Here is a 14,237-nt window from a genome sequence, read left to right on the forward strand (position 1 = left end):
TCGAGTTATGCAAACGAACATTGTTCAGCAATCTGATGGCTATTTGAATAAAACGCCGCTGTTCCAGTTCATTTTGCTCTCGTGCCTGTTCCCGTTGTGGGGCTGTGCGGCGAGCCTGAATGATATCCTGATCACCCAGTTCAAAAGCGTATTCGCGTTGAGCGACTTCGCCAGCGCGCTGGTGCAGAGCGCGTTCTACGGCGGCTACTTCCTGATTGCCATTCCGGCCTCGCTGGTGATCCGCAAAGCGACATACAAACTGGCGATTTTGCTCGGTCTGGCGCTGTATATCGTCGGCTGCGTGATGTTCTATCCCGCTTCACACATGGCGACTTACACCATGTTCCTTGCGGCGATTTTTGCCATCGCCATTGGTTTGAGTTTTCTGGAAACGGCGGCCAATACCTATAGCTCGATGATTGGTCATCGCGATCACGCGACGCTGCGGCTCAACATCAGCCAGACGTTCTATCCCGTGGGTGCTTTAATGGGCATCGTGCTGGGCAAATATCTGGTGTTCCAGGATGGCGACAGTCTGGCAAGCCAGCTGGCGGGCATGAACGCTGAACAGGCGCACGCGTTCCGCCTTTCCATGCTGGAGCACACGCTGGAACCGTACAAATATCTGGTTATGGTGCTGGTGGTGGTGATGCTGCTGTTCCTGTTCACCCGCTATCCGCGCTGTAAACCAGAAAGCAGCGAAAAATCATTGCCGTCGCTCGGCGAAACCTTCCGCTATCTGGCCTCCAATCGTCACTTTAAACGCGGCATCCTGGCCCAGTTTCTGTATGTCGGCATGCAGGTGGCGGTGTGGTCGTTCACCATTCGTCTGGCGCTGACGCTCGGCGCAACTAACGAACGTCATGCTTCCAACTTCATGATTTATAGCTTTATCGGCTTCTTTATCGGCAAGTTTGTGGCCAACTTCCTGATGACGCGTTTCCGCGCGGAAAAAGTGCTGATTGCCTACTCGGTACTCGGCGTGATCACGCTGGCGTGGGTGATGTTTGTGCCGAACTTTACTGCCGTGTATGCCGCCATCTTTGTCAGCGCGCTGTTCGGCCCCTGCTGGGCGACCATTTATGCCGGTACGCTGGCGACTGTCGATAACAAATACACTGAAGTGGCAGGTGCGTTTATCGTGATGTCGATTGTCGGTGCCGCCTTTATTCCCGCGCTGCAGGGCTTTGTTTCCGACCATCTGGGATCGATGCAGCTGGCCTTTGGCGTATCACTGCTGTGCTTTGCCTGGGTTGGTTTCTTCTTCTGGGGCGAACTGCGCCATAAAAAGCAGGCTGAAGCGGCCGGTCGTTTAGTCGAGGAGATGCCATGAAAACCCGTTTGCCGTTACGTCGTGAACAGTTTCAGGAAACACCGAGCACGCTGCTGCGCAACGAGACTTTTCACGTTGAGCTGTTTCGCTACCCAGCGGGCGTGGAAGCGGTGCGCATCAGCAACCCTCGCGGCACGGTGATCGTGCTGCCGTTTTACGGCCAGATGGTGTGGGACGCCCATTTTGATGGGCATTCGCTCACGATGGGGCACAGCTTTAAACAGCCGCTGCTCGGCAGTTCGATAATTGATACCTACGGCTGCTTTGCTTTCCACTCCGGGCTGTTGGCCAACGGCTGCCCGGCGGCCGATGACGACCATCCGCTGCACGGCGAAATGGCCTGTGCGCGTATGGATAGCGCGTGGATGGTATTGGAAAACGATCGCCTGTCACTGGAAGGCGAAACCGAATATGTGAAGGGCTTCGGTCATCACTATCTCGCTGCGCCTGCAGTGCGGCTTGAGGCCAATGCGGCAAGGCTGCACATTGAGATGAACGTCACTAATCTGGCCGGTGCGCCGATGCCCTTGCAGTACATGTGCCATCTCAACAGCGCGTGGATTGAGCAGGGCCGTTTCCAGCAGTCAATCCCGACGGATGCGTTCCAGCTGCGCACCTCGATCCCGGCACACGTCAAGCCTACGCCGCAGTGGCGCGCTTATACCGAGCGGCTGGCGGCCGATCCACTGGCGTTTCAGCAGTTGGATCAGCCTGAGATGTGCGATCCGGAGATCGTGTTCTTCGCCGACGATCTGCAGCAGTATGGCGATGAGGTGCAGTTCGAGCTGCACTCGCCGCAGGGTTTTGCCCTGATGACGCGCTTCTCCAGCCAGCAGTTCCCACACGCTACGCGCTGGATGCTGCATAATCGCGATCAGCAGGTCGCTGCCTATGTGCTGCCGGCAACCTGCCGCCCGGAGGGGTTCAAGGCGGCGCAGCACGCGGGAACGTTGATCGAATTGGCGCCCGGCGAGCAGCGCCACTTCAGCGTCGAAACCGGGATTTTGTAATTAAACCGTAGGGTCGCCATTCATGGCGACCAGGTGCGCATCAATGCGCACCCTACGATTAAATGGCGCGACTAAATCGCCACCAACCCGCGCACGCCGTCGGCTTCCATGCTGGAGCCGGCGCCGCGCTGCACGATCTCACCGCGCGACATCACCAGATAGCTGTCGGCCAGCTCGGCGGCGAAATCGTAAAACTGCTCGACGAGCAGGATCGCCATATCACCGCGCTGCGCCAGCTGGCGGATCACCGCGCCGATCTCCTTGATCACCGACGGCTGGATCCCTTCGGTAGGCTCATCGAGGATCAACAGCGTTGGTGAACAGGCGAGGGCGCGGCCAATCGCCAGCTGCTGCTGCTGACCGCCCGACAAATCGCCGCCACGGCGCGCTTTCATCTCGCGCAGCACCGGGAACAGCTGGTAGATCTCCTCCGGCACCGCTTTGGCCTGCGCGCCAGAAAAGCGCGCCAGCCCCATCAGCAGATTCTCTTCCACCGTTAAACGCGGGAAGATTTCACGCCCCTGCGGCACATAAGCGATGCCAGCCTGCACGCGCTGGTGTGGCTTGCGGCCGTTAATCACTTTGTCCTGCCAGCGAATCTCGCCGGATTTGGCCGGAATCAGCCCCATCAAACACTTCAACAGCGTGGTTTTGCCCACGCCGTTGCGTCCCAGCAGGCAGGTGATTTCACCTGGTTTAGCCTCAAACGACAGGCCGCGCAGAATGTGGCTGCCGCCGTAAAATTGATTTAGATCCGCCACTTGCAGCATGTTAGCGCCCCAGATAAACGTCGATAACCCGATCGTCCGCCTGCACTTCGCGTAACGATCCCTCGGCCAACACCTGGCCCTGATGCAGCACGGTAACGTGATCGGCAATGGTTTCGACAAAGCCCATGTCGTGTTCAACCACCATCAGCGAATGCTTGCCGGCGAGGCTGCGAAACAGCTCGGCGGTGTACTCGGTTTCGGCATCGGTCATGCCTGCCGCCGGTTCATCCAGCAGCAGCAGATGTGGGTCCTGCACCAGCAGCATGCCAATTTCCAGAAACTGCTTCTGGCCGTGCGACAGCAAACCGGCCTGACGCTGACGCTCGCCGCCGAGTCGTAGCAGCTTTAACACCTCATCAATGCGATCCTGCTGCTCGCCGTTCAGCCGGGCGCGCAGGCTGGCCCACACCGATTTGTCATTTTTCAGCGCGATTTCCAGATTCTCGAACACCGAGAGCGCTTCAAACACCGTGGGTTTCTGGAACTTGCGTCCAATGCCGGCGCGCGCGATTTCCACCGGCGACATTTTGCTGAGATCGGTATCCTGGTCGTAGATCACCTGGCCATTGTCCGGCCGGGTTTTACCGGTGATCACATCCATCAGCGTGGTTTTACCCGCGCCGTTGGGGCCGATCACGCAGCGCAGTTCGCCGACGCCGATCTTCAGGGAAAGATCGGTCAGCGCGCGGAAACCGTCGAACGACACGTTGATCTTCTCCAGCTGCAATACCGGATCGGTCTGCGCACGATGACGATCCGCTGGATGAGGTTGGGTAAACAGGTGTTCAGTCATCACGCCTCCGGCGCAGCAGGCCAATCACGCCACGCGGCAGGAACAGCGTGACCAGGATAAACATCAGGCCGAGGAAGAACAGCCAATATTCCGGGAAGGCGACGGTAAACCAGCTCTTGGCACCGTTAACGATCGCCGCGCCAAGCAGCGGTCCAATCAGCGTGCCGCGTCCGCCTAATGCCACCCAGATTGCGGCTTCAATCGAGTTGGTCGGCGACATTTCACTCGGGTTGATAATGCCGACCTGCGGCACATAGAGCGCGCCCGCCAGCCCGCATAGCACCGCCGAGAGCGTCCAGACAAACAGCTTGAAGCCTTTGGGATCGTAACCGACGAACATCAGGCGGTTTTCCGCATCGCGCACTGCCGTCAGCACGCGGCCGAATTTGCTGCGTGCCAGCGCGAAGCCGATGCCGAGACTCACCAGCAACAGCAGCACCGTGGCAACGAACAGCCCGATGCGCGTGCCGGTCGCGGTGACGTTAAAGCCAAGCAGCGTGGTGAAGCCGGTAAACCCGTTGTTGCCGCCGAAGCCCGTTTCGTTACGGAAAAACAGCAGCATGCCGGCGTAGGTCAGCGCCTGCGTCATGATGGAGAAGTAGACGCCTTTGATTTTCGAGCGGAAGGCGAAGAAGCCGAACACCAACGCCAGCAGGCCCGGCGCCAGCACGATCAGGCACAGCGCCCAGGCGAAATGCTGCGTGCCCGCCCAGAACCATGGCAGCTCGTTCCACGAAAGAAACGACATAAACGCCGGCAAGCCGTCGCCGGAGGCCTGACGCATCAAATACATGCCCATCGCATAGCCGCCGAGCGCGAAAAACAGGCCGTGACCGAGTGACAGCAAACCGGCGTAACCCCACACCAGATCGAGCGCTACCGCGACGATGGCGTAACAGAGGATTTTGCCGACCAGCGTCAGCGTGTAGGTGGAGATCGCCAGCGGATGCGTGGCGGGCAGCAAGGCGCAAAACGGCAGCACCAGCAGCAGCGCCGTGATGGCTACACCCAGGCTGAGGGTCAGGCGCGGCGCTTTACGCGCGAGGGTTAACGTCATTGGTTGGCTCATCAGTCAATCACCCTCCCTTTGAAGGCAAACAGCCCCTGCGGACGTTTCTGGATAAACAGCACGATCAGCACGAGGATGAGGATTTTGCCCAGCACTGCGCCAATCTGCGGTTCCAGCACTTTGTTAAGAATGCCGAGGCCAAACGCCGCCACGACAGTGCCCGCCAGCTGGCCAACGCCGCCCAGCACCACCACAAGGAAAGAGTCGATGATGTAACCCTGGCCGAGCTCCGGGCCAACGTTGCCCAACTGCGACAGCGCCACGCCACCGAGCCCGGCGATGCCGGAACCGAGGCCAAACGCCAGCATATCGATGCGTCCGGTAGGCACGCCGCAGCAGTCGGCCATCGCCCGGTTCTGCGTCACGGCACGCACGCTGAGGCCAAGCCGGGTTTTGTTTAGCAGCAGCCAGGTGAGGCCCAGAACGGCAAATACGAACAGGATCACTGCGATGCGGTTGTACGGCAGAACCAGATTCGGCAACAGCTGCAGGCCGCCGGAGAGCCAACCTGGGTTAGCCACCTCGAGGTTTTGTGCACCAAACAGCATGCGCACCAGCTGAATCAGCATCAGGCTGATGCCCCAGGTGGCGAGCAGCGTTTCCAGCGGACGTCCGTACAGATGGCGGATGATGGTGCGCTCCAGCAGCATGCCCATGCAGGCGGTGACCAGAAATGCCACCGGCAGCGCCAGCAGCGGATACCAGGCGAGCCACTGCGGCGCGAACTGCTGGAACAGACTCTGCACAAACCAGGTGGCGTAGGCGCCGAGCATCAGCATTTCACCGTGCGCCATGTTGATCACCCCCAGCAGGCCGTAGGTGATCGCAAGGCCGAGCGCTGCCAGCAGCAGAATCGAGCCGAGCGACAGGCCGGTAAACGCCTGGCCGAGCAGATCGCCCCACATCAGGCGCTGTTTAATCTGCTTCAGGCTGGCGGCGGCGGCCTCGCGTACTTTGGCATCGGGTTCATTGCTGGCCTGGGTTAAGCGAGTAAGACTAGCCTGCATGTTGGGATCGCTGGATTCGCCGAGCAGCGTCACCGCGTTGAGGCGCAGCGCGGCATCCGGGCTGGCCAGTTGCAGGTTTGCCGCCGCCATCAGCAGCACCGCATGAACCTGCGTGTCTTTCTCACTGGCGAGGCGCTGTTCAAGCAGTGGCAGCATGTCGGCGACGCCATCGTTTTGCAGCTGCTGTGCGGCGCGCAAGCGGATCGCGGGGTCCTCGCTCACCAGCTGGTGGGCGGCGAGGGCGCTGGCGATTACTACGCGCAGCCGATTATTCATAAACAGCTTTTTCGTGTCGCCGCTGGGCTGTTGCGCGCTGTCGAGCGGCTGCAACGTATCGCCCTGTTTGCTGAACGGCTGCTGTTTTTGGTCGATGACCACGGTTTCATTGCGCAACGCCTCGAGTAGCGGCAAGCGGCTGGCCTGCGGCGCGGCGGCCCACTGTTGCAGCAGCGCAGCTTGTTGGGTGCGGCTGGCGGCCGCGAAGTCTGCGCCATCGCCCGCCTGGGCGAGCCAGGGCAGCAGTAACAGCAGACAGCAGAGATAACGGCGAATTGTCATGGTTCTGGCCCTGAAGGAGGTTGAGGTCGCCATCAATGGCGACCCTACGGCACGGTTAATGTAGGGTCGCCATTTATGGCGACCGCTATCGCTTACTGCGTTGATTTCACCGGATGATCGGGCTTCTTGTCGTTACCCGCGATGTACGGGCTCCACGGCTGGGCGCGCACCGGTTGCTCGGTCTGCCACACCACGTTGAACTGGCCGTTCTCTTCCACTTCGCCAATCATCACCGGCTTGTGCAGGTGGTGGTTGGTTTTATCCATGGTGAGAGTGAAACCGTCCGGCGCTTTGAAAGTCTGGCCCGCCATCGCCGCGCGTACTTTGTCCACATCCGTGGTGCCGGCCTTCTCCACCGCCTGTGCCCACATATGCAGCCCAACGTAGGTCGCTTCCATGGGATCGTTAGTGACGACGGTATTGGCGTTCGGCAGATTGTGTGCCTTGGCATAGGCGCGGTAATCGGCGACAAACTTAGCGTTGGTTGGGTTATCCACCGACTCAAAGTAGTTCCACGCCGCTAGCTGACCAACCAGCGGTTTGGTATCAATACCGCGCAGCTCCTCTTCACCCACTGAGAAGGCGATCACCGGAATATCGGTGGCTTTGATGCCCTGATTCGCCAGCTCTTTGTAGAACGGCACATTGGAGTCGCCGTTAATGGTGGAGATCACCGCGGTTTTGCCACCGGCAGAGAATTTTTTAATGTTGGAAACGATGGTCTGGTAATCGCTGTAACCAAACGGCGTGTAGACCTCTTCGATATCTTTATCCTGCACCCCTTTGCTGTGCAGGAAAGCGCGCAGAATCTTGTTGGTGGTGCGCGGATAGACGTAGTCGGTGCCCAGCAGGAAGAAGCGTTTAGCGCTGCCGCCATCTTCACTCATCAGGTACTCCACCGCCGGAATCGCCTGCTGGTTAGGCGCGGCACCGGTGTAGAACACGTTCGGCGACATCTCTTCGCCTTCGTACTGCACCGGATAGAACAGCAGGCCGTTCAGCTCTTCAAACACCGGCAGCACCGATTTGCGCGAGACCGAGGTCCAGCAGCCGAATACCGCCGCGACTTTATCCTGCGTCAGCAACTGGCGCGCTTTCTCGGCAAACAGCGGCCAGTTGGAGGCCGGATCCACCACCACTGGCTCCAGCTTTTTACCCAGCACGCCGCCTTTGGCGTTGATCTCATCGATGGTCATCAGCGCCACGTCTTTCAGCGGCGTCTCGGAGATCGCCATGGTGCCGGAGAGTGAGGACATAATGCCCACCTTGATGGTGTCAGCAGCCTGTGCGGCAAAGGCAAAGCCCATGCTGGCCACCGAGGCAGAGAGCGCAAAAGCCTTGAGCAACGAACGTCTTTTCATCAGTAAACCCCTAACTGTGTTTATGTTGTTATTCAATGGGTTGAAGTCGAGCCTGCTGTAACATATGCAATGTGATCTTTCTGACCTCAGCCTTACTGACGGCGATGTGGTCGGTTAAAATGCGCTGCGCCTCCTCGGTCTGTTGCTGGAAAATCGCCCGTAAAATCTGAGCGTGTTCGCGGTATGTCGCCTCGATTCGGTCGTCGCGGGTGAAATCGAGACGGCGAATGATGCGGATTTTTTCGGTCAGTTCGGCGTGGATGCGCGCCATCTCCTGATTGCCGGCGGCCGCCACCAGCGCCATATGAAAGGCTTCATCCTGCGCGGAGACCGCTTTGCCATCGGCCAGCGGTAGCGCATCAATCCAGAAGCTTTTCACCGCCGTTAAGGTTTGTGCGCACTGCGCAGCAGGCAGCGCGCACAGGCGGCGCACCGCTTCGCACTCCAGTACGGTACGCAGATCGTACAGCTCCTCGAAATAGGCGAAGTCGAACGGCTTCACCTGCCAGCCGCTGCGGAACCACACTTCGACGTAGCCCTCGCGCTCCAGCCAGAACAGCGCCTGACGCACCGGCGTGCGGCTGACTTCCAGCCGGTCGGCGATTTCGTTTTCGCTGAAACGGTCGCCAGGCATCAGACGGAACTCAAAAATGTCCTGTTTCAGCGCCTGGTAAACCTTCTCGGCCAATGCTTCAGGGCGACCTTTGCTGCGTGGGTTCGTGTTCATGCCGTCTCCTTATTCCAGCCACAGCAGGGCATCGCCCGGACTCACCGGACGTCCTGCCTGGCAGGCAATGCGTTTCACCTGGCCTGCCTGCGGCGCGACAATCGCCAGTTCCATTTTCATCGCTTCCACGATGATCAGCGTTTGACCGGCCTCCACCACGTCGCCCGGCTGAACCAGCACTTTCCAGATGTTGCCGTTCATATCGGCGCACACCGCCAGCGCATCGTCGTCGGCTTCGGCCACCACCAACGTCTCCTCGCTGGTGAGCGGCGCGTTCTGCTCTTCCTGCGCCCACAGCGTCACCTCCTGTTCGAAGGCGGCGGATTGGCGCTGACGAAAATCATGAATCGATGCGGCATGATCGGCCAGGAACTGCTGATGCGCGGCGAAGTCGAATACCGTTTCTTCGATGCGCACCGTGGCGCGGCCTTCGCGGAAGTCATCGCGCAGCTGCGTCAGTTCGTCTTCGGTGACCGGATAGAAGCGCACCTGATCGAAGAAGTGCAGCAGCCAGGGTTCGTCGGCGGCGAACTGCGGGTTTTTGAGGAACTTGTTCCAGATTGGCAGGGTGCGGCCCACCAGCTGATAGCCACCCGGTGAATCCATGCCGTAGATGCACATGTACATGCCGCCAATGCCAACGGTGCCTTCGGCGGTGAAGGTGCGCGCCGGGCTGTATTTGGAGCTCAGCAGGCGATGGCGTGGATCGATCGGCACCGCGCACGGTGCACCGAGATAGACATCGCCGAGGCCGAGAATCAGGTAGCTGGCGTCAAAAATCGTGTCGCGCACCGCTTCACGGCTGGCTAAACCATTAATGCGCTGGATAAAATCGACGTTGTTCGGTAGCCACGGTGCGCTGGCGCGCACGGTTTCTTTGTAGCGCTCCACCGCGCCGAGCGTGGCGCTGTCTTCGAACGCCATTGGTAGCCAGACAATGCGCGACGGCACTTTCAGCTGGCTGACATCGCCAAGTCCAGACTCCAATTCCAGCAGCAGCTGCATCAGCTGTTTCTGGCTGAGGATCAGGCTGTCGTAGCGCACCTGCAACGAGCGTACGCCAGGCGATAGCTCTTCCACGCCGGGCACCGCGCGCTCACGCAGCGCATTCATCAGCAGATGCACGCGCAGGCGCAGCGCCAGATCCAGCACGTTGTCGCCGTACTCAATCAGCACATATTTGTCGCCAGCCTGACGATAGACCGCCGCGGGCGTGGTTGCCGTGGCCGGTAACGCCGCCAGCAGGGTGGCGGAGCCGATGTCGCTAGCGGCCAGCGATGGCACGGTAAAGGTTGGTGCATGCGCGCTGCGCAGGGTGGCCACGCTGTGCGCCTGGGCTTTTTCCAGCGCCACCGCTTCGTCAGCGCTGATCGGGTGGAAGCGAATGCGGTCGCCCGGTTTCACCTGGCCCACTTTCCACAGCTCGGCTTTGGCAATGGTCACCGGGCAGACGAAGCCGCCGAGGCTTGGGCCGTCATGTGTCAGGATCACCGGGAAGTCGCCGGTGAAGTTCACCGCGCCAATGGCGTATTCGCAGTCGTGTACGTTGGACGGGTGCAGACCGGCTTCACCGCCGTTGGCGCGCGTCCATGTCGGTTTTGGGCCAACCAGGCGTACGCCGAGACGGTTGGAGTTGTAGTGCACCTGCCAGTCGCTGGCAAAGAACTCATCAATTGCCGCCTGAGTGAAGAAATCCGGTGCGCCGTGCGGTCCGTACAGCACGCCAATGCGCCACTCACTGCCGTAATGCGGCACCAGTGCATGATCGAGCGGCTGCGGTGCGCTAACCGGCGCGGGCGTGGTGCAGGCCGGCAGCTGCGGCTGGGAGATCGGCAGCATATCGGCGACGCGCAGGGTGCGTCCGGCGTGGCCGCCAAACTGGCCGAGCGAGAAGGTTGAGCGGCTGCCGAGATACTCCGGCACGTCGAAGCCGTTGCGCACCGCTAAATAGGTGCGGCAGCCGCTTTGGGCGCGGCCTAACGTCAGGGTTTGACCTGCTTTAACGCTGACGGGCTGCCAGTAGGCGATGCTGTCGCCATCAATATCGGCTGGGCAATCGGCGCCGGTTAAGGCGATCACCGCATCGCTATGGAAGCGCAGCGTGGGGCCTTGCAGGGTGAATTCGAGGCCCGCGGCGCTGTCGTGGTTGCCGACAATGCGGTTGGCGAGGCGGAAGGCGAAATCGTCCATCGGGCCGGACGGCGGCACGCCGATATCCCAATAGCCAAGGCGGCCAGGGAAATCCTGAATGCTGCTGAAGGTGCCGGGCTGCAGCACTTCAATCACGGTGGCGGATGGCGTGAAGCTGTCGAGGAAGCGCGTCCACACCTTGCCGCTGCGGAAGGCCTCGGTGGCGACGATCTGGCGCAGATAATCGAGGTTGCTGGCAATGCCGTGCAGCTGCGTGGCACCCAGCGCCTGCTGCATTTTTGCTAGCGCCGCGTCACGCGTCTCGGCATGCACGATCAGTTTGGCCACCATCGGATCGTAAAATGCCGAGACTTCGGTGCCGGTGTCGATCCAACCATCGACGCGCACATCATCCGGGAAGCTGACGTGGGTCAGCACGCCGGGGCTGGGCTGGAAGTTTTTCAGCGGATCTTCGGCGTAAATGCGCACTTCAATCGACGCACCTTGCGGTACCTGCTGCAGACGCGCCCAGTCGATGGCATCGCCCGCCGCCACTTGCAGCATGCACTCCACCAGATCGAGACCGGTGACGCATTCGGTGACCGGATGTTCCACCTGCAGGCGGGTGTTCACTTCGAGGAAGTAGAAAGCATCCTGCTCGGCGTCGTAGATGTACTCCACCGTACCGGCGCTGCGATAGTTGACCCGCTCGCCAAGGCGCACCGCCGAAGAGAGCAGCGCTTCACGCGTGGCCTGTGGCAGATTCGGCGCCGGGGTTTCTTCCACCACTTTCTGGTTGCGGCGCTGCAGCGAGCAGTCGCGTTCGCCGAGGGCAATCACTTTGCCGCGGCCGTCGCCAAAAATCTGCACTTCCACGTGGCGTGCGCGGTCGATGCAGCGTTCTAAAAACACCCCCGCATCGCTGAAGAACTGCTCGCCAAGACGGCGCACGCTCTCCCACGCGTTGCGCAGCGCGTCGGCGTCGGCGCAGCGCGTCAGACCAATGCCACCGCCGCCAGCGGTGCTTTTCAGCATCACCGGATAACCGATGCTGTCGGCGGCGCTTAAGGCTTCGTCCAGCGAACTCAGCAGCGGCGTGCCCGGCGTCATTGGCACGCCAGCGCTGGCGGCTAATTCACGCGCGCGGTGTTTCAGGCCAAACTCGCCAATCTGCTGTGCGGTGGGGCCGACAAAGGCGATACCGGCTTTTTCACAGGCATCGGCGAACGGCAGGCTTTCCGAGAGGAAACCGTAGCCGGGCCAGATGGCTTCGGCGCCGGTTTCCTGCGCGGCGGCGAGAATTTTATCGATGCGCAGATAGCTGTCGCTGGCTTTATCGCCGCCAAGCGCGATCGCCACATCGGCTTCTTTGACGTGGCGCGCGTTGCGATCGGCATCGGAATAGACGGCGACGCTTTTCACGCCGAGGCGTTTTAAGGTGCGGATGGCACGACAGGCGATTTCACCACGGTTAGCAATCAAAACGGTGCTGAACATGCTTATTTACTCCCCTGAGCAGCCAGCCAGTTGCGCCAGCCGCCAAATTCGGTAATTTCCAGCGCCTGCGACAGCACCGCCGGTTCACAGATAAAGCCTTTGACGCTGCGGCCGTCGGCCAGCGTTAACGAGCCAATGCCGAGCGGGGCGGGGATTTCTGCTACGAACTCGCCAAAGCGTGCCAGCGGGATATCCCACAGCTCGACGGTAATCGCCGCGCCGCTCTCGCCGCGCAGCAGGCCCGGCTTCTTAATCGGGCCATCGAGCAGGGCGAACAGGCGGTAGTTACTGGCGGTTTGCGTCTCTTCCACCAGCACCGCCTGACGCGTTGTCAGCTGGAAGTTGAGCGGCATACCGGTGAGATGCGCGCCAACCACCGCCACGCGTACGTGATCGGCAGAGAGCGGGAAGGTGGCAGATTCCGCAGGCTGCGCTTTGCCAGTGGCACCCAATGGCAGCGCCATCTGCTGCTGCCAGCGCACACCGAAAGCGGCCAGTGCGCGATCCTGCCAGGCGGGCGCAATCAGCGTGATGCCCGCCGGTAAACCATCGGCGCGGAAGGGCGCTGGCAGCGCCAGCGCGCTGAGGTCGGCAAGGTTGGTGAAGTTGGTGTAGGTGCCAAACTGCGAGTTGTAGTGCACCGGCTCCTGCTGCATTTCGGCCAGCGTGTGGATGGTGGGCGAGGTGGGCACCACCAGCGCATCAAACTGCGCCAGCGTTTGCTGGATCTGACGCGTCAGCTCGGCGCGCAGGTATTCCGCCTGATAGGCTTCCACCGCGCTGTATTTCAGGCCGCTGCTGACAATGCCGAATACCACCGGATCCATCTCTTCCGGACGATTGATCATCTCGCCCACCGCGACGGTGCGCTCGGCGACCCACGGGCCGTAATAGAGCTGTTCGGCCAGCTGGTGGAACACGGAGAAATCGATTGGGTGCAGCGTCGCGCCACCCGCCTGCAGTTGCTCCAGCGCCGCCAGCCATGCCGCTTCGGCCAGTTTGTCGCCGAAAAATTCGGGCGAGGCGGGAATGGCGAAATCGGGCTGCGCTTTGAAACTGGCTGGCGCGGTGTGCGGATTGCTGCGCGAGTAGGCGTCGCCCGCGTCATAGCCGCCCGCCGCTGTTGCCACCGCGAAGGCATCTTCCACCCGCAACGCGAATACCGAAATGGTGTCGTTCAGGCGGCAAGCCGGTACCACGCCGCTGGCCGAGAACCAGCCTTTGGTGGGCTTGAGGCCGACGATATTGTTGAAACCAGCGGGCACGCGGCCCGAACCGGCGGTATCGGTGCCGAGTGAGAAGCCCACCAGCCCGCGCGCCAGGACCGAAGCCGAACCGGAGCTGGAACCGCCGCTGACATAATCAGGATTGAAGGTGTTACTCACCGCACCAAACGGTGAACGCGTACCGACTAAGCCGGTGGCGTATTGGTCGAGGTTGGTTTTACCCATCACCACCGCGCCGGCGGCTTTTAGCTGTGCCACCACAAAAGCATCGGCCTGAGCGGTATAAGTGAAGGCAGGGCAGGCGGCGCTGGTCGGCCAACCGGCAACATCAATATTGTCTTTCACCGCAAAAGGTACGCCAAACAGCGGCAGCGCGGCCGGATTGCGCTGGTAGCTGGCCAGCAGCGGCTCGATTTGTGCCTGCAGCTGCGCGGGCGTGGCGAGATAGAGCCAGGCATTATCCTGCGGGTCGATGGCGTCAAGATGCGCCGCCAGCAGGGAGGTAATTTGCTGTGGATCCTGTTGGTAACTGTGCTGCCAATCCTGGAGCGTAAAGCCAAAGGTCGATGCCATGAGTGAATTCCAACTGGTATACAAGATGGAATTCAACAGAGCAAAGCGCGTGCCATTTTTGTAAGCCGATGAAAGAGCGTAGTTAATTGATGTGTAATACGTTTTTCTGATGATAAATTGCACAACGGCGGCGCAAACGCTGCGCAATGGCGGTGCGCGAGCGTAAATTTTGTGAAGAACATG

At 60.6% G+C, this 14,237-nt stretch carries 10 protein-coding genes; 2 read left to right on the forward strand and 8 right to left on the reverse strand.

Features of this window, described 5'->3' with window-relative positions:
- The first annotated feature begins 7 nt into the window (after positions 1-7).
- Positions 8-1,333, forward strand: a complete 1,326-nt coding sequence (fucP, locus tag AC07WB_RS02975) for an L-fucose:H+ symporter permease (RefSeq protein WP_494940012.1) — start codon at positions 8-10, stop codon at positions 1,331-1,333.
- A complete protein-coding gene (locus AC07WB_RS02980; RefSeq protein WP_494940013.1) occupies positions 1,330-2,343 on the forward strand; it encodes an aldose 1-epimerase family protein in 1,014 nt (337 codons plus the stop codon). The genes fucP and AC07WB_RS02980 overlap by 4 nt, the downstream gene beginning before the upstream one ends.
- Positions 2,344-2,414: 71 nt before the next feature.
- On the opposite strand, the gene urtE is transcribed toward AC07WB_RS02980, so the two are convergent.
- From urtE to atzF, 8 genes are all read right to left on the reverse strand, one after another.
- A complete protein-coding gene (urtE, locus tag AC07WB_RS02985) occupies positions 2,415-3,113 on the reverse strand; it encodes an urea ABC transporter ATP-binding subunit UrtE (RefSeq protein WP_345827306.1) in 699 nt (232 codons plus the stop codon).
- Between the two features lies 1 nt (position 3,114).
- A complete protein-coding gene (gene urtD / locus AC07WB_RS02990; RefSeq protein ID WP_494940014.1) occupies positions 3,115-3,906 on the reverse strand; it encodes an urea ABC transporter ATP-binding protein UrtD in 792 nt (263 codons plus the stop codon).
- Complete coding sequence (urtC, locus tag AC07WB_RS02995; RefSeq protein ID WP_345827305.1) at positions 3,899-4,975, reverse strand: urea ABC transporter permease subunit UrtC; 1,077 nt, start codon at positions 4,973-4,975, stop codon at positions 3,899-3,901. The genes urtD and urtC overlap by 8 nt, the downstream gene beginning before the upstream one ends.
- Positions 4,975-6,540, reverse strand: coding sequence for an urea ABC transporter permease subunit UrtB (gene urtB / locus AC07WB_RS03000; protein WP_400458020.1), 1,566 nt, complete (start codon positions 6,538-6,540; stop codon positions 4,975-4,977). Before urtB ends, urtC begins: the two co-directional genes overlap by 1 nt.
- Positions 6,541-6,632: 92 nt before the next feature.
- Complete coding sequence (gene urtA / locus AC07WB_RS03005; protein WP_097094999.1) at positions 6,633-7,901, reverse strand: urea ABC transporter substrate-binding protein; 1,269 nt, start codon at positions 7,899-7,901, stop codon at positions 6,633-6,635.
- A 28-nt stretch (positions 7,902-7,929) separates the two neighbouring features.
- The gene (locus AC07WB_RS03010; protein WP_400458018.1) at positions 7,930-8,628 is read right to left on the reverse strand and encodes a GntR family transcriptional regulator; all 699 of its coding nucleotides are present in this window, start codon (positions 8,626-8,628) and stop codon (positions 7,930-7,932) included.
- A 9-nt stretch (positions 8,629-8,637) separates the two neighbouring features.
- Complete coding sequence (gene uca, locus AC07WB_RS03015; RefSeq protein ID WP_494940015.1) at positions 8,638-12,255, reverse strand: urea carboxylase; 3,618 nt, start codon at positions 12,253-12,255, stop codon at positions 8,638-8,640.
- 2 nt (positions 12,256-12,257) lie between these two features.
- Positions 12,258-14,054, reverse strand: a complete 1,797-nt coding sequence (atzF, locus tag AC07WB_RS03020; protein ID WP_494940016.1) for an allophanate hydrolase — start codon at positions 14,052-14,054, stop codon at positions 12,258-12,260.
- Positions 14,055-14,237 lie beyond the last annotated feature (183 nt).

It is taken from the genome of Pantoea sp. GW821-FHT03E06 (genome assembly GCF_059420725.1).